17 protein-coding genes are annotated in these 14,588 nt (G+C 70.3%); 8 read left to right on the forward strand and 9 right to left on the reverse strand.

What is annotated here, in order from left to right; genetic code table 11:
• Positions 1 to 110: 110 nt before the first annotated feature.
• Together EHF32_RS06760 and ychF are read right to left on the reverse strand one after the other, a co-directional pair.
• Positions 111 to 653, reverse strand: coding sequence for a hypothetical protein (locus tag EHF32_RS06760; protein ID WP_137417474.1), 543 nt, complete (start codon positions 651 to 653; stop codon positions 111 to 113).
• Positions 654 to 720: 67 nt separating this feature from the next.
• On the reverse strand, positions 721 to 1,794 hold the full coding sequence (ychF, locus tag EHF32_RS06765) for a redox-regulated ATPase YchF (RefSeq protein WP_137417475.1): 1,074 nt from the start codon (positions 1,792 to 1,794) through the stop codon (positions 721 to 723).
• Positions 1,795 to 2,475: 681 nt separating this feature from the next.
• Here ychF and EHF32_RS06770 point away from each other — a divergent pair.
• The 3 genes from EHF32_RS06770 (at position 2,476) to EHF32_RS06780 (ending at position 5,423) form a co-directional block, all read left to right on the forward strand.
• The gene (locus tag EHF32_RS06770) at positions 2,476 to 3,063 is read left to right on the forward strand and encodes an exonuclease domain-containing protein (RefSeq protein ID WP_137417476.1); all 588 of its coding nucleotides are present in this window, start codon (positions 2,476 to 2,478) and stop codon (positions 3,061 to 3,063) included.
• A 35-nt stretch (positions 3,064 to 3,098) separates the two neighbouring features.
• On the forward strand, positions 3,099 to 4,388 hold the full coding sequence (locus EHF32_RS06775) for a DNA recombination protein RmuC (protein WP_137417477.1): 1,290 nt from the start codon (positions 3,099 to 3,101) through the stop codon (positions 4,386 to 4,388).
• 63 nt (positions 4,389 to 4,451) lie between these two features.
• On the forward strand, positions 4,452 to 5,423 hold the full coding sequence (locus EHF32_RS06780; protein WP_137417478.1) for an oxidoreductase: 972 nt from the start codon (positions 4,452 to 4,454) through the stop codon (positions 5,421 to 5,423).
• Between the two features lies 1 nt (position 5,424).
• Here EHF32_RS06780 and EHF32_RS06785 read toward each other — a convergent pair whose 3' ends face one another.
• The 3 genes from EHF32_RS06785 to glpX all read right to left on the reverse strand — a co-directional run bounded on the left by EHF32_RS06785 (position 5,425) and on the right by glpX (position 7,979).
• Positions 5,425 to 5,649 (reverse strand): UDP-N-acetylmuramyl pentapeptide phosphotransferase, encoded by a 225-nt coding sequence (locus tag EHF32_RS06785; protein WP_137417479.1) that lies wholly within the window; start codon positions 5,647 to 5,649, stop codon positions 5,425 to 5,427.
• A 427-nt stretch (positions 5,650 to 6,076) separates the two neighbouring features.
• On the reverse strand, positions 6,077 to 6,757 hold the full coding sequence (locus tag EHF32_RS06790) for a hypothetical protein (RefSeq protein ID WP_137417480.1): 681 nt from the start codon (positions 6,755 to 6,757) through the stop codon (positions 6,077 to 6,079).
• A gap of 232 nt (positions 6,758 to 6,989) precedes the next feature.
• A complete protein-coding gene (gene glpX, locus EHF32_RS06795; RefSeq protein WP_137417481.1) occupies positions 6,990 to 7,979 on the reverse strand; it encodes a class II fructose-bisphosphatase in 990 nt (329 codons plus the stop codon).
• A 193-nt stretch (positions 7,980 to 8,172) separates the two neighbouring features.
• Here glpX and fbaA point away from each other — a divergent pair, with 193 nt between their 5' ends.
• Positions 8,173 to 9,204, forward strand: coding sequence for a class II fructose-bisphosphate aldolase (fbaA, locus tag EHF32_RS06800; RefSeq protein WP_137417482.1), 1,032 nt, complete (start codon positions 8,173 to 8,175; stop codon positions 9,202 to 9,204).
• A 51-nt stretch (positions 9,205 to 9,255) separates the two neighbouring features.
• On the opposite strand, the gene EHF32_RS06805 is transcribed toward fbaA, so the two are convergent.
• On the reverse strand, positions 9,256 to 9,840 hold the full coding sequence (locus EHF32_RS06805; protein WP_137417483.1) for a TetR/AcrR family transcriptional regulator: 585 nt from the start codon (positions 9,838 to 9,840) through the stop codon (positions 9,256 to 9,258).
• Positions 9,841 to 9,932: 92 nt separating this feature from the next.
• Here EHF32_RS06805 and EHF32_RS06810 point away from each other — a divergent pair, with 92 nt between their 5' ends.
• Positions 9,933 to 10,286 (forward strand): hypothetical protein, encoded by a 354-nt coding sequence (locus EHF32_RS06810; protein ID WP_238343816.1) that lies wholly within the window; start codon positions 9,933 to 9,935, stop codon positions 10,284 to 10,286.
• Here EHF32_RS06810 and EHF32_RS06815 read toward each other — a convergent pair.
• Genes EHF32_RS06815 through EHF32_RS06825 form a run of 3 tightly spaced genes read right to left on the reverse strand, consistent with a single transcriptional unit; the run spans position 10,187 to position 12,311 of the window.
• Positions 10,187 to 10,729 (reverse strand): MOSC domain-containing protein, encoded by a 543-nt coding sequence (locus EHF32_RS06815; protein WP_137417484.1) that lies wholly within the window; start codon positions 10,727 to 10,729, stop codon positions 10,187 to 10,189. The two genes, EHF32_RS06810 and EHF32_RS06815, sit on opposite strands and share 100 nt — an antisense overlap.
• The gene (locus tag EHF32_RS06820; RefSeq protein WP_137417485.1) at positions 10,726 to 11,289 is read right to left on the reverse strand and encodes a DUF6264 family protein; all 564 of its coding nucleotides are present in this window, start codon (positions 11,287 to 11,289) and stop codon (positions 10,726 to 10,728) included. The genes EHF32_RS06815 and EHF32_RS06820 overlap by 4 nt, the downstream gene beginning before the upstream one ends.
• Positions 11,286 to 12,311, reverse strand: a complete 1,026-nt coding sequence (locus EHF32_RS06825) for a 4-hydroxy-3-methylbut-2-enyl diphosphate reductase (protein WP_137419148.1) — start codon at positions 12,309 to 12,311, stop codon at positions 11,286 to 11,288. Before EHF32_RS06825 ends, EHF32_RS06820 begins: the two co-directional genes overlap by 4 nt.
• An 88-nt stretch (positions 12,312 to 12,399) precedes the next feature.
• On the opposite strand from EHF32_RS06825, the gene xseA reads away from it, so the two are divergent.
• The 3 genes from xseA to EHF32_RS06840 are packed head-to-tail and all read left to right on the forward strand — an operon-like array spanning position 12,400 to position 14,571.
• Complete coding sequence (xseA, locus tag EHF32_RS06830) at positions 12,400 to 13,692, forward strand: exodeoxyribonuclease VII large subunit (protein ID WP_137417486.1); 1,293 nt, start codon at positions 12,400 to 12,402, stop codon at positions 13,690 to 13,692.
• A 10-nt stretch (positions 13,693 to 13,702) separates the two neighbouring features.
• Positions 13,703 to 13,933: an exodeoxyribonuclease VII small subunit gene (locus EHF32_RS06835; RefSeq protein ID WP_373459535.1), complete on the forward strand. Its 231-nt coding sequence runs from the start codon at positions 13,703 to 13,705 to the stop codon at positions 13,931 to 13,933.
• Positions 13,933 to 14,571 carry a DUF4245 domain-containing protein gene (locus tag EHF32_RS06840; RefSeq protein ID WP_137417488.1) on the forward strand — a complete coding sequence of 213 codons (639 nt, stop codon included), beginning with the start codon at positions 13,933 to 13,935 and terminating at the stop codon, positions 14,569 to 14,571. Before EHF32_RS06835 ends, EHF32_RS06840 begins: the two co-directional genes overlap by 1 nt.
• Positions 14,572 to 14,588: the final 17 nt, after the last annotated feature.

Here is a 14,588-nt window from a genome sequence, read left to right on the forward strand (position 1 = left end):
TCGCGATCCACTCTCGCCGGGCGCGAACGTGCGCGCCCGATCGTTCCGGATCGATTCTGTCGTCCCGGGTTCGCGGAGTGGGCACGCCCGGGCGTGGAGCGAGACGAACGTTAGGCGGAGGTGGGACCGCGGAACGCATCCACGATGACCTGGGGGTCGACGTCGATGCTGCCGACGGCGATCGAGCGCTTACGCCGCTTGCCCGCATCCTGCCGGGTGAACTCGATGCGCGAGGCGTGCAGGCCGGATGCCGGGATGAGAGTGACGCTCGTTGCCTCGCGGGGCCATTCCTCGGCCCGGATGCGGGGTGCCAGCGCGGAAGGACGCACGATGGCCGGAAAGAGCACAGTCCAGGGGGTGATCGTCACTGCGATCTTCGACAGACGCGGTTGCCGACGAAGCTGCCGCGACCCCAGCGCGCCGAGCGCGACGGGAATCGAGACGAGCAGAATCGAGACGAGGATGAAGGGCAATGCGTTTCCGTCCACGGCAGTCGATGCGGCGATGAGCGGCACCAGCGTGATGATCCCCCACAGGACGCTGAGCGCCACCAGCGCGGCACCCTGCTTGCGCACGAGCTTGCGCAGCGTTTGTTCGACGGCAGCTCGCGCCGTGTCGTCGTAGCGCACGACCAGCGTCGCGTCGGGTGTCACCGCCGCTCCGCCCCGAGCCCTCCGGACACGGCAATCCGCTGCTTCTCGGTCCCGGCCGTCGACCTGCTCAGTTGTTGAAACGGAACTCCACCACGTCGCCGTCCTGCATGACGTACTCCTTGCCCTCGAGTCGCGCCTTGCCCTTCGCCCGCGCCTCGACGACCGAGCCCGTCGCGACGAGGTCGTCGAACGAAATGACCTCGGCCTTGATGAAGCCCTTCTCGAAGTCGGTGTGGATGACGCCGGCAGCCTGCGGGGCCTTCCAACCCTTGCCGATCGTCCAAGCACGCGCCTCCTTCGGGCCCGCGGTCAGGTAGGTCTGCAGGCCCAGCGTGTCGAAGCCGATACGCGCGAGCTGGTCCAGTCCTGACTCGTCCTGACCGGTCGAGGCGAGCAGCTCAGCCGCTTCCTCGGGGTCGAGATCGATCAGCTCGGACTCGATCTTCGCGTCGAGGAACACCGCCTGCGCGGGCGCGACCAACGCGGCGAGCTCCGCCTTGCGATCCGCATCCGTGAGCACGTCCTCATCCACGTTGAAGACGAAGATGAACGGCTTCGCGGTCAGCAGGCCGAGCTCCTTGATGGGAGCCAGATCGATGCCGGATGCCGACAGCAGCTGCCCGCGCTCGAGCGCGTCCTTCGCAGCCTGCGCCGTCTCGAGCACGATCGGCTCGAGCTTCTTGCCGCGCACTTCCTTCTCGTAGCGCGTGATCGCGCGCTCGAGGGTGTCGAGATCGGCGAGCTGCAGCTCCGCGTTGATTGTCTCCATGTCGTTCTTCGGGTCGACATTGCCGTCGACGTGCACGACGTCGGAGTCGGCGAATCCGCGAACGACCTGCGCGATCGCGTCAGCCTCACGGATGTTGGCGAGGAACTTGTTACCGAGCCCCTCCCCCTCGCTCGCACCACGCACGATGCCCGCGATGTCGACGAACGACACGGCGGCCGGCAGGATGCGCTCGCTGCCGAAGATCTCGGCGAGCTTGTCGAGGCGCGCATCGGGCAGGTTGACGACACCCACGTTCGGCTCGATCGTCGCGAACGGGTAGTTCGCCGCGAGCACCTGATTCTTGGTCAGGGCGTTGAACAGGGTGGACTTGCCGACATTCGGCAGCCCGACGATTCCGATGGTAAGAGCCACGGGCATCAAGTCTAGGCGCCCCACGGCTCGGCACCCGCCGGGCCCATGGCGGGGCGGTCTGCCGTGGCTGCCCACTCGCACCTCCCCGCCGCATCCGCCGGTCGGTGGCAGCCGCATCCGCCGGTCCGCCCCAGCGCGCCCCGCACGAGCCAGCCCGCCGCATCCGCCGGTCGGTGGCAGCCGCATCCGGTGGTCGGCCGCGGCCGCATCCGCCGGTCGGAGAATCGGCCGAATGTCGGAGGATGCGGCGCGAAACCTCCGACAGGACGCCGAATCTCCGACGCCCGTGCACACCGAAGGCGGCCACCGCTCCGAGGCCAGCACCCACCCCCGCATACACGCCGGGCTCACACGCCACACGCCCCACGCCCCACGCCCCACGCCCCACGCGCAGGCTCGCCGCACCCACTGCCCAGACTCGCGGCATCCGCCGGTCGGAGGCGGACGCAACCGCCGGTCGGAGAATCGCGCGAATGTCGGAGGATGCGGCGCGAAACCTCCGACGGAATGCCGAATCTCCGACGTCCGCGCACCGGAGGCGGCTACAACCCCGCAGCCAGCCCCGAACCCAGGCCACCCCAGCACCCGCACCCACCCCGCCCGCGCAACCCTGCCTCCCCGGATGCCCCGTCCCCGGCGCGCCTCACCGCGCACCACACCCATCCGGGTGAGGGTGAGGGCGTGTCACTGGATTTCACCGCGATCGACTTCGAGACGGCGAACTCCTCCAGTGCCTCGGCGTGCGCGGTGGGTCTGGCCCGCGTCCGCGGCGGGCGCATCGTCGCGACCGCCGGTTGGCTGATCCGCCCGCCTGAGGGCCACGACCGCTTCTTCGAGCTGAACATCGGCATCCACGGCATCCGCCCGGAGCACGTCGTGGACGCGAAGGGCTGGAGTGAGCAGCTCGATGACATCGCTGCCTTCGCCGGCGCGGACGTGCTCGTCGCGCACAACGCCGGGTTCGACATGGCGGTGCTGCGGCGCGCGTGCGCCGCGACCGGCGACATCTGCCCGCCCTACCGCTACGCCTGCAGCCTGCAGCTCGCGCGCCGCACCTACGACCTGCCCAGCTACCGGCTGCCGATCGTCGCGGCCGAGGCGGGCTTCTCGGAGTTCCGCCACCACGACGCGACAGCGGATGCGGCCGCCTCCGCCGCCATCATGATCGATGCCGCGCGGCGCTGGAACGCGCCCGACATCGACGCCCTCGCAGAGGCAGCCCGCATCCGGATCTGCGAGATCGACACGGCGGTCGCCGCGGCCGCCTGACCGGCGATGTCCGCGGCTCCGGGCATGCTGTGCTCATGGACCCCGTGATCCTCCTCGTCGCCGCATTGTGCCTCGCCGCCGGCATCGCGCTCGGCTGGTTCGCCGCGCACTCCCGCGCCTCCGGGCAGCAGGGTGCGCTGTCGGCCCGCGCCGCGGCCGCAGAGTCCGCCGCCGCGGCCGCGCGCGCCGAGCTCGAGCGGCAGGGCGGACTGTACCGCGAGTTCGTGGAGCGCCAGCGCGCCGAACAGCGCGAGCGCGACGACCGCGATCGGCGTGAGAACGCCGTGGTCGCCGCCCTCGCCCCGGTCCGCGACACCCTCGCCCAGGTGCGGACCAAGGTCGACGACCTCGAACGGGAGCGCCACGCCCAATACGGAGTTCTGGCCGAGCAGCTGCGTCGCGCGCAGGAGACCGACGACCTGCTGCGTGACACGACCGCGTCGCTCTCCTCCGCTCTGCGCTCGACGAGCACCCGCGGTGTGTGGGGCGAGGTGCAGCTGCGTCGCGTCGTCGAGGCGGCGGGACTCACCCGTCACGTCGACTTCGACGTGCAGTCCTCGATCAGCTCGGATGCGGGTTCGGGTCGCCCCGACATGATCGTGCGGCTGCCGGGCGGCAAGGCCATCGCCGTCGACGCCAAGGTGCCCCTCGACGCGTTCATCGAGGCGCAGGCGATCGCCGACACCGCTCAGGGCGAGGATGCGATGCGCCGCCGCGCGCTCCGCGACAAGCATGTGAAGGCCCTTCGCGCTCACATCGACGCGCTCGCGAAGAAGCAGTACTGGGCAGGGATCGAATCGAGCCCCGAGTTCGTCATCTGTTTCGTGCCGAACGAGGCGCTGCTGGCGACGGCGCTCGACGAGGACCCCGCCCTGCTCGACTACGCCTTCCGGCAGCGCGTGGCGCTCGCCTCCCCCGTGAACCTCTGGGCGGTGCTCCGCACGGTCGCCTACACGTGGACGCAGGAGGCCGTCTCCGACGACGCCCGCGAGCTCTTCACGTTGGGCACGCAGCTCTACGAGCGCCTCGGCGGACTCACCAAGCACATCGACGACCTGCGTCGCGGCATCGAACGCACGGTCGACGGCTACAACCGATTCGTCGGTTCACTCGAGAGCCGCGTGCTCGTGACCGCGCGACGCTTCCCCGGCATCGACGAGACCAAGCTGGATGCGGTCGCCGCACCCGCCGCGCTCGAGTCGACGCCGCGTCGGCTGAGCGCCCCCGAGTTCACCGCCGCTCTCGATGAGGTGCGCCGGGCTGCATCCGACGACGCGGACAGGGCCGCCGCGGCCGACGAGCAGTTGCCGGCGTCCTCCGCCTGACACGCGTGTTCGCCCGTCGCGGATACGCCTGCGCCGACGCGCGTTCCCGACGACGATGAGCCTATGAAGCTCCTTGTTCTCGGTGGCACCGCATGGCTGGGATGGACGACGGCCGCATCCGGGGTCACCGCCGGCCATGACGTCACCTGCGCCGCCCGCGGCACGAACGTCCCGGACGGGGCGCGGCACGTCCGCGTCGACCGAGACGACCCCGACGGACTCGTGCCACTCGCCGACACCCGGTGGGATGCGGTGATCGACGTCTCGCGCCAGCCGGGGCAGGTGCGGCGCGCCACACGCGGGCTGCGTACCGACCGGTACGTCTTCGTCTCGACCTGCAACGTCTACGCGAGCCAGGCGGAGATCGGCGCGGACGAGTCGGCGACGCTGCTCGACCCTCTCGACGCCGATGTGATGACCGAGCCCGGGGATTACGGGCGCGCCAAGGTCGCCTGCGAGGATGCGGTGCGCGAGGTCTTCGGCACCGACCGATCGGCCATCGTTCGCTCCGGCCTCATCGGCGGACCGGGCGACCCGACCGGACGAAGCACGTACTGGCCGCGCCGCTTCGCCGAGCCGTCGAACCCCGAGGGTGTCGTGCTAGCACCGGACGCACCCGGCTTGCCCACTGCGCTGATCGACGTGCGCGACCTCGCCGCGTGGCTCGTGCGTCTTGCGGCGGGCGCCGGGTCGGGTGCCTTCAATGCGCAGGGTGTGCCGCATCCGCTCCCCGCGCACCTCGATGCGGCGAGGGCCGCAGCCGGAAACCGCAGCGAGACGGTGACCGCCGCGGAGGACTGGCTCGCGACACAGGGTGTCAACGAGTGGTCAGGGCCGCGGTCGCTGCCGCTCTGGCTGCGTGACCAGACCTGGTACGGGATGAATGCACGGTCGACGGAGCGCGCCGTGGCGGCCGGACTAGAGCGTCGTCCGCTGGAGTCGACCCTCGCCGATGTGCTCGGCGGGCCGGTGGTGTCGGGAGCGGGGCTCACCGACGAGGAGGAGCGCGCGCTGCTCGCGCAGCTGCGGCAGTAGGTCAGGCGCCGCCGGGCACGAAGCTCAGCAGCAGGAGCACGACGGCGGACACGCCGACGAACGCGCCGATCGCCCACCACGGGCTCGGCTGGTGACCCTCTTCACGGCGGACGCGGAAGAGCACATCGGGGCGACGGGCGGGGTCGGGGTTGTTGACCGCCACGGCATCGGCGACGACGGCGAGCGCTCCGGTGTGCGGATGCGCGTTCTCCTGGGCTGCGGACATCGTTCGTCCCTTCGTCTCGGTGCAGAGATCGACATCGACGTTGATACGACGTCGTTCATTCTGCCACCTGCCGATGTAGCCGCCCCGGAGGCTTGCGCTCCTCCCCCGCATCCGTGTCTCACTCGTGCACGCCACACGCCCCCAAACCGTGCACAACTGCGACACGAACCCCACCCCGGCCCCCCAACGCATCCATGTCTCACTAGTGCACGCCACACACCTTCAAACCCTGCACAACTGAGACACGGCCCCCACCCCAGCCCCCCAACGCATCCGCGTCTCACTCGTACACGCCGCACACCCCCAAACCGTGCACAACTGAGACACGAACCCGGAACAACCGAACAAGAGGGGGTACTGCGCACCCCTGCGCCGGGCAGGTCCCACTTGTTGCAGTTATCGGCCCACTGCCGCGCCGCGGCGGAGATCAGCCGGGCCGCAGTGCCTGCTCCGCGCGATGCACCGCCTCGACGCCTCCGACATCGAGAACGTCGCGGTGTTCCGGATGCTGCCGGTAGAACTCCACGAGCGAAGCGACGAGGTTCGGGTCGGAACCGAGGCTGAGGGCGGGCGCCGTGATCAGCGGCGCACCGCCCGCGCGCAGCAGCGAGAGCTTGGCTGCGGGGGCCGCAACGACCGACACCTGGGCAAGCTCTTCCCATGACCAGTCCAGCGCGCCGCATCCGCGGATGCCCGTCACACCGCGAGACGTGAGCGTCAGCCCCGCGAGGACGCGCAGTCGCACAATCCGCATGACGAGCACCGCAATCCCGATCATGCCGAGGATGTAGGGCCCGCTGCGTGTCAGGCGCGACCCCCACGGCTCAGGCAGGCCGTTCAGGTCGATGAAGAGCTGCGCGCCGGCTGGAAGCAACAGCGACACGGCGATGAAGAGCACCGGGACGGTTCCCACCCGCAGGGGGACGAAGCGTAGGTATCCCGGTCGATCGTCGATGGTCAGCGCACGCGACACGACGCCCCGGAACGTGATGAGCAACGCGATCCCGATCACCATCAGCATGACTGCCAAGGCACCGAAGAGGATGCGCCGGCTCAGCTCGTCACTGACCGCGGCGATGAGACCGACGACGACGGAGGTCACCACCACGCCCCATGCGAGCGGACGCGGGTTGCGCCCACGCGGAAACACGGGCACTTCCCCGCCGAGGAGCGGGAGCCGAGGGGTCATCCGCCGAGTAGCCATCGACCCATCATCCCGTCCGCCGAAAGCGTGTCCCACTTTCTGCACAGATCAGCCCCTGAACTTGCCGAAAGTGGGACATGCCCTGCGGGCCCACCGCCCGAGAGGCTCACCAGCCGAGAGGCTCAGTCCTCGAGGATCACAGCCACTTCGAGGTGAGGTGCTCGCTCGAGATGCGGCGGAGGGTACCGGAGGCACCGCGCAGCACGACGCTCTCGGTGTAGATGTGCTCGCCCTCGCGACGCACACCGGCGACGAGCTGGCCGTCGGTCACGCCCGTGGCGACGAAGATCGTGTTCTTGCCTTTGACGAGATCCTCGGCCTCGTACACGGTGCCGTCGACTTTGAGCCCCGCGTCGATGCCGCGCTGCTTCTCCTCGTCGTTGCGCGGCGCGAGACGACCCTGGATGTGGCCGCCGAGCGCCTTGATCGCGCAGGCGGTGACGATGCCCTCAGGGCTCCCGCCGATCCCGACGCACATGTCGGTGCGGGCGTTGTGCCGGGCGGCGTTGATACCGCCGGCCACGTCGCCGTCGCTCATCAGGCGGGTTCCTGCGCCGGCCTCACGGATCTCCTCGATGAGCTTGTCGTGGCGCGGACGGTGCAGCACCGAGACGACGATCTCGTCGACCGGCTTGCCGAGCGCCTTCGCGAGCAGACGGATGTTCTCGCCGATCGGAAGGCGGATGTCGACGACGCCGACGCCCGCGGGGCCGGTGACGAGCTTGTCCATGTAGAAGACGCTGGATGCGTCGAGCATGGCGCCGTGATCGGCGACCGCGATGACGGACAGCGCGTTGTTGCGCCCGGCGGCGGTCAGCGAGGTGCCGTCGATCGGGTCGACCGCGATGTCGCACTTCGGCCCGCGCCCCGTACCGACGTGCTCGCCGTTGAAGAGCATGGGCGCGTTGTCCTTCTCGCCCTCGCCGATGACGATCACGCCGTCGAAGTTCACAGTGGTGAGGAAGGCTCGCATCGCGTCGACCGCCGCTCCGTCGGCCACCTCTTTCTGGCCGCGCCCGATGAAGGGAACGGAGCGGATGGCCGCGGCCTCTGTCGCGCGCACGAGCTCGAGCGCGAGGTTCCGGTCGGGGTGCAGCGGACTCATGTCGGCAGTAAGGCTCACCATGCGGCCCAGCCTAAGCAGGATCCCGCAGAGCGGACGCGACTTTCGGCTCTGAAGACGCGAAGAATTCGACGTTCTTTCAGCAGGAGGAAATCCACCGCCCCCGCGGTGATATTCCTGGCGCCCCCAGCACCCGGTCGCCCGCATCCCCTTCGATAGAGTGACGGGTAACCACTGCACACAGCAAGGAGCGGACATGCCCGTCGCAACACCCGATCAGTATGCCGAGATGCTCGACCGCGCGAAGGCGGGCGGCTTCGCGTACCCGGCCATCAACGCGGCGAGCTCGCAGTCGATCAACGCGATCCTGCAGGGCCTCACGGAAGCCGGTTCCGACGGCATCATCCAGGTCACCACCGGCGGCGCCGACTACTTCGCCGGCCACACCGTGAAGGGCCGCGCGACCGGCGCGATCGCCTTCGCGAAGTTCGCCACCGAGGTCGCCAAGAACTACCCGATCACGGTCGCCCTCCACACCGACCACTGCCCCAAGCCCGCCCTCGAGGACTTCGTGCTGCCGCTGATCGCCGCATCCGAAGAAGAGGTCAAGGCCGGCCGCAACCCGCTCTTCCAGTCGCACATGTGGGACGGCTCGGCCGTTCCCCTCGACGAGAACATCGCGATCGCCAAGGAGCTCCTGCCCCGTATCAAGGCGATCAACGCGATCCTCGAGGTCGAGATCGGCGTCGTCGGCGGCGAAGAGGACGGCGTGAAGCACGAGGGCTCGAACGAGGCGCTCTACACGACCACGGCGGATGTGGCCAAGGCCGTCGAGGCTCTCGGTCTCGGCGACGCGGGCCGCTGGATCGCGGCTCTCACCTTCGGCAACGTGCACGGCGTCTACAAGCCCGGCAACGTGAAGCTGCGCCCGGAGCTCCTCGGTGAGATCCAGGAAGGGATCGCCGCGCAGTTCGGCACCGGCCCGAAGCCCCTCGACCTGGTCTTCCACGGCGGCAGCGGCTCGACCCCCGAAGAGATCGCCCTCGCGGTCGCGAACGGCGTCGTGAAGATGAACATCGACACCGACACCCAGTACGCGTTCACCCGCTCGGTCGCGGGCTTCATGTTCTCGAACTACGACGGAGTCCTGAAGGTCGACGGCGAGGTGGGCAACAAGAAGGCCTACGACCCGCGTGCCTGGGGCAAGGTCGCAGAGTCCGCCATGGCCGCCCGCGTCGTCGAGGCGACGCAGCAGCTCGGCTCCGCCGGCAAGTCGCTCGGCGCCTGACCCGATGTACTCACCGCGAATGCCCCGGCTCTGGCCGGGGCATTCCGCGTTTCAGGATGCGGCGCGCTCCACCGCGGCGGCCGCCTCGCACTCGGCGAGCCGCCGCACGGCGTCACGGCGGTCCCCGAAGCGATCCGCGGTGAACATCTCGGCGAGTTGCGGGAAGACCGCCCATCCGTCGGTGAGCGTGACCACGGTCAGCAGCAGCTGCCCCGCATCCGCCTTGGAGACGCCGGGAAGCGCCCGCTGGACCGCGGCGACCTTCGATCTGCAGTGTTGCTCACGGATGGCGCGATCCGGCACGTCTCCCCCGCGCACCAGACCCTCCCAGGCCATCAACCGGCCGATCTCGGGCTTGCGCACGATCCGGTCGAATAGGCCGGCAGCGTACTCGCCGATGGCCTGTGGGCCTTCGCCCTCGAGCGGCACCTCTTCGAACACCTCGGACAGCTCGTGGACGATCACCGCCTCGAAGAGAGCATCCTTGTTGCCGAAGTACGAGTAGATCCGCTCCTTGTTGACCCCGGCCGTCTCCGCGATGCGGTCGATCCGCGCACCGGCCGGCCCGTGGGCCGCGAACTCCGCCGTTGCCGCGGTGAGCAGCCGGCGTCGTGTGCGTTCGGTGTCCCAAGCCATGCCGTCAACCTTAGCCCGCAACTCCAACCGTTCAGTTGCAAAAGTCGGCGAACGCGTTTACATTCATCCCCAAACGAACAGTTGGAGATGTGATGACCGAACCGAGCGCCACCCCTCGTCCCCCGATGCCCAACGCCCACGTCCGCGCCGTGCTGACCTGGATCGCGATCTTCCCGCTCGTGACGATCGGGATGCTGGCACTCTCGCCGTTCACAGAGAGCTGGCACCCGGTGCTGCGCTCGCTGGTGCTCACGCTGATCGTCGTGCCGCTGGCCAGCTACCTCGTCATGCCGTGGCTGCTGCGCACTCACGGGCGAATCGCCATGACACGAGCGGCGCGGCGCGCTCAGACGCCGTCGAGCAGCCCCGGGGCTCCTTCGGGCCGCGAGAGCACGACGATCTCGTCGCCCGCGGAGATCGCGCCCGACTTCACCACGCGGAAGTAGGGGCCGAGCCGCCGTTCGTCGGCGAAGCGCTTGACCCACCCGCGCGCTTCCGGGCCGCCGAGGCGGCGGGCGAAGGTCTGGCAGGGGTTGCGGTGGCGGGTGACCTCGAGCTCGAGCGTGTCGCCGATGCGCCACCGCTCCCCGATCACGACCGCGTTGACGTCGATGCCCTCGGTGCGCAGGTTCTCGCCGAACCACCCGGGCGCCAACTCGCGTCCGAGCTCGCTCTCCCAGAACGCCGCGTCCTCCTGCGCGTAGGCGTAGACGGCCTGATCGAGTCCGCCGTGGTGCTTGCGGTTGGCCTGAACGTCGCCGCGCACCCCGTACGGGCCGACGCGCACGGCGCCGTCGAGCGGGCGCTTGTCGATCGCGGTGACGCCGATCGTGCCCGCATCCGGGATCAGCGCATGAACAGCGCAGACGGCGACGACGCGCGCGGTCATGTCGCGCTCGGGGTCGGCAGGGGCGTGATGCCGCTCAACTGCTGCATGAGACCGGGGTCCGACATCAGCGGCACGACCAGGAGCACGCTCGCCAGGAGGGTGAAGACCACGCCGCCCACGAGCGGGATCCAGAAGCTCAGGCGTCCGGCCCGCAGATTCCACACCGAGACGGCGGCGGTCGCGAACCATCCGACCGCGAGCAGGATGGCGGCGGCCGCTCCCCAGGCGCGGGCGCTGGCCGCATCCGTCAGTCCCCCGTCGACGCCGAACTGGGTCAGCAGCTGCGTGAGCAGCTCGTTGGGGTCGACGAAGCCGGGGATCGAGCGCAGCACCTCGAACAGGCCGAGGGCGAGCAGCGCGATCGTGGCGACGCGGTCCATGGCCCGGGGGTTTCGCGCCACGGGGCCCGCGGCAGGAGTCGGGGCGGGGGCGGGCGGGGCCGCATCCGGAGCCTTGCCCGCGTCGAGGTCGAACGTCGCGTCGGGCTGACGGATGCGGGCGCGCTGCTCTTCGGGCGTCGCGTACTCGCCGTACTGGGGGCGGGGGCGCTCGTCGCTCATGCGCGCCCCCGTCCGCCGCGGGCGCGGGTATCCGTCGCGCCGGATGCATCGCGGCGCAGCTCCTTGGGAAGCGAGAAGATGAGGTCCTCCTCGGCGGTGCGCACCTCGGCGACGTCGGCGTAGCCGGCACCGGCGAGCACGTCGAGCACCTCTTGGACGAGCACCTCGGGCACCGAGGCACCGCTGGTGACACCGACCGTGGCGACGCCGTCGAGCCACTCCTGGCGCACCTCCTCCGCGTAGTCGACGCGGTAGGCGGCTTTGGCCCCGTGCTCGAGGGCGACCTCGACGAGGCGCACGCTGTTGGACGAGTTCGCGGAGCCGACCACGATCACCAGGTCCGCGTCGCGCGCGACCTTCTTGATCGCGACCTGGCGGTTCTGCGTGGCGTAGCAGATGTCGTCGGATGGCGGGTCCTGCAGGTTCGGGAACCGCTCGCGCAGGCGGCGCACGGTCTCCATGGTCTCGTCGACCGAGAGGGTCGTCTGCGACAGCCACACGACCTTGTCGGGGTCGCGCACCTCGACGGTGTCGGCGTCGGCGGGCGAGTTCACGATCGTGACGTGCTCGGGCGCTTCACCTGCGGTGCCCTCGACCTCCTCGTGTCCGAGGTGGCCGATGAGCAGGATCTCGAAATCGTCCCGCGCGAAGCGCACGGCCTCGCGGTGCACCTTGGTCACGAGGGGGCAGGTCGCATCGATCGCCTGCAGACCTCGGTCGGCGGCAGCCGAGACGACGGCGGGCGAGACGCCGTGGGCACTGAAGACGACGTGGGCACCGGTGGGCACCTCGTCGACCTCCTCGACGAAGATCGCGCCCTTGGCCTCGAGCTCGGTCACGACGTGCACGTTGTGCACGATCTGCTTGCGCACGTAGACGGGCGCGCCGTAGCGCTCGAGCGCCTTCTCCACGGCGATGACCGCGCGGTCGACGCCGGCGCAGTACCCGCGGGGGGCCGCCAGCAGCACTCTCTTGCGTCCGACGACCGGGATATCCTGAAGCCGGCCGCTGCGCGCCGGCATCCGGGGGGTGGGAAGGTGCACGGCGGGTGAGCTCACGCCCGTGATTCTACGGGCGCGTGCTGGGCGGAGGCCGAGCGACGGAGGATGCATGACGAGGTTCGCACCGGATGCGGCGCCCGAGGCCCCGCACGGTGATGACGTCCACCCCCGTGACGCCACCCGCGACGCGCCCACATCCGTCGCCCGGTTCAACGAGACGATCCGGGCGTTCATCTCCTCGTGGGGCTCGGTATGGGTCGAGGGCGAGATCACGTCGTGGAACGTGCGCGGCGGCAACGTCTACGGCAGGCTGAAAGACCTCACCGGCGACGCGAGCGTGTCGTTCCGCATCTGGTCGTCGACGCTGCAGCGCCTGCCCGACGACCTCAAGGTGGGCGATCGCGTCGTCGCGAGCGTCAAGTCCGACTACTTCGTGCGCACGGGCGACTTCAGCGTGCTGGTGTCAGCGATGCGGCACACCGGCATCGGCGATCAGCTCGCCGCCATCGAGCAGCTGCGCGCGAAGCTGCGCGCCGAGGGACTCTTCTCGGCCGAGCGCAAGCGGCCTCTCCCGTTCCTGCCGCACCTGGTCGGGCTCATCACGGGCGAGCGATCGGATGCGGAGAAAGACGTGCACCGCAACGCCGAGCTGCGCTGGCCGCAGGTGAGCTTCCGCACCGCGTACGCCGCTGTGCAGGGCGACCGGTGCGTGCCCGAGACGATCGCCGCACTGCAGAAGCTGGATGCCGACCCCGAGGTCGACGTGATCATCATCGCCCGCGGCGGCGGCGACCCGCAGCACCTGCTGGGCTTCAGCGACGAACGGCTGCTGCGGGCGGTCGCCGCGGCCACGACGCCGGTCGTCTCGGCGATCGGCCACGAGAACGACCACCCCCTGCTCGACGACGTCGCCGACCTCCGGGCCTCCACGCCGACGGATGCCGCCAAACGCGTCGTGCCGGATGTGGGCGAGCAGCGCACCCTCGTGCGCCAGCTGCGGGCGCGCCTGGGCTCGCGCCTCAGCATGCGCGTCTCGCACGACATCGCGCAGCTCGAGCAGTTGCGCTCGCGCCCGGTGCTGCGAGACCCCGACGCGCTGCTCGAGCGGCGCGCGCACGAGGTAGAGCTGCTCGCGGCCCGCGGACGCGACACGATCGACCGCTCGCACACCCATGCGGCGCGCCAGACGGCCGAGCTGCGCGCGTCCCTGCGCGCCCTCTCTCCCGGCGCCACCCTCGCCCGCGGCTACGCGATCGCCCACGTCGCCGGCGGCGTGATCGTGCGGGATGCGGCGCAGGCGCCCGAGGGCACCGAGCTGACCGTCACGGTCGCCCGCGGCTCGTTCGCGGCCAGCTCCGGCGGCGAGGTGCCGGAGACGTCTGCGACGGCGACGGACGCCTAGGATGGAAGCCATGTCCGCGCCCGAGGAGACCGCTCCCGAGATCGCGTCGTTGTCGTTCGAGCAGGCGCGCGACGAGCTCGTGCGCGTCGTCGCCGAGCTCGAGCAGGGCTCGCCCACCCTCGAGCAGTCGCTCTCGCTGTGGGAGCGCGGCGAGGCGCTCGCGGCGCGGTGCGAGGAGTGGCTGCTGGGCGCCAAGCGTCGACTGGATGCGGCGCGCTCCGGCGCCGAGGGCGAACTCTGATGGCCCGAGGTCCCCGCGTCGTCGCCGAGCTCGGCCGCCCCGAGACTCCCGACGAGACCGCCGCCCGCAAGGCGGAGTCCTCACGTATCTATCGCTCGAGCCAGACGTTCCGCAACCTCATCGCGGCGCTGCTCGCGACCCTCGGCGTCGTGATCGTGATCATCTTCGCGGTGCCGCGCGGCAACCCCGCGCCCGCGCCCGCGCTGAACGTCGCCGAGATCGCCGACGGCTTCGCGGACGCCTACGGGCGCCCCGTCATCTCCCCCGATGTGCCGGAGAACTGGCGCGTGAACCAGGCGCAGCTCGAGGGCAACAGCGTCCCGGCCTTCACGATCGTCTACGTTCCCGATGCCGAGAGCTACATCAACATCGCGCAGGCCTTCGACGCGGATGCGGGGTGGGTGGCCCGCACCCTCAACGGCGCCGCCCCGACCGGCACCGAGACGATCGACGGCATCGAGTGGCAGCGCTACGAGATCTCCGACGCGCGCTCCGCCGGAGGCGTGTCGTACGCTCTCGCGACCCCTGCGGGACCCGACCAGATCCTTGTGTACGGCACGGCCACGCCCGACACCGCGGCGCAGTTGGCCACGACCGTCACCGACACCATCCTTCAGCTGCGCGAGGAGACACCGTGACCGACACCCACCCCACC

Source organism: Microbacterium sp. RG1, from assembly GCF_005347485.1.
Taxonomy (GTDB): Bacteria; Actinomycetota; Actinomycetes; order Actinomycetales; family Microbacteriaceae; genus Microbacterium; species Microbacterium binotii_A.

What these genes read in the sequence shown, in the direction of transcription:
- EHF32_RS06810 (WP_238343816.1), top strand. Translation starts at nt 9,933, where the DNA reads ATGACCGAACCGAGCGCCACCCCTCGTCCCCCGATGCCCAACGCCCAC.
- EHF32_RS06780 (WP_137417478.1), top strand. Translation starts at nt 4,452, where the DNA reads ATGAAGCTCCTTGTTCTCGGTGGCACCGCATGGCTGGGATGGACGACG.
- EHF32_RS06820 (WP_137417485.1), bottom strand. Translation starts at nt 11,289, where the DNA reads ATGAGCGACGAGCGCCCCCGCCCCCAGTACGGCGAGTACGCGACGCCC.
- glpX (WP_137417481.1), bottom strand. Translation starts at nt 7,979, where the DNA reads ATGGTGAGCCTTACTGCCGACATGAGTCCGCTGCACCCCGACCGGAAC.
- xseA (WP_137417486.1), top strand. Translation starts at nt 12,400, where the DNA reads ATGACGAGGTTCGCACCGGATGCGGCGCCCGAGGCCCCGCACGGTGAT.
- EHF32_RS06785 (WP_137417479.1), bottom strand. Translation starts at nt 5,649, where the DNA reads ATGTCCGCAGCCCAGGAGAACGCGCATCCGCACACCGGAGCGCTCGCC.
- EHF32_RS06815 (WP_137417484.1), bottom strand. Translation starts at nt 10,729, where the DNA reads ATGACCGCGCGCGTCGTCGCCGTCTGCGCTGTTCATGCGCTGATCCCG.
- EHF32_RS06840 (WP_137417488.1), top strand. Translation starts at nt 13,933, where the DNA reads ATGGCCCGAGGTCCCCGCGTCGTCGCCGAGCTCGGCCGCCCCGAGACT.
- EHF32_RS06825 (WP_137419148.1), bottom strand. Translation starts at nt 12,311, where the DNA reads ATGCCGGCGCGCAGCGGCCGGCTTCAGGATATCCCGGTCGTCGGACGC.
- EHF32_RS06805 (WP_137417483.1), bottom strand. Translation starts at nt 9,840, where the DNA reads ATGGCTTGGGACACCGAACGCACACGACGCCGGCTGCTCACCGCGGCA.
- EHF32_RS06835 (WP_373459535.1), top strand. Translation starts at nt 13,703, where the DNA reads ATGTCCGCGCCCGAGGAGACCGCTCCCGAGATCGCGTCGTTGTCGTTC.
- EHF32_RS06775 (WP_137417477.1), top strand. Translation starts at nt 3,099, where the DNA reads ATGGACCCCGTGATCCTCCTCGTCGCCGCATTGTGCCTCGCCGCCGGC.
- fbaA (WP_137417482.1), top strand. Translation starts at nt 8,173, where the DNA reads ATGCCCGTCGCAACACCCGATCAGTATGCCGAGATGCTCGACCGCGCG.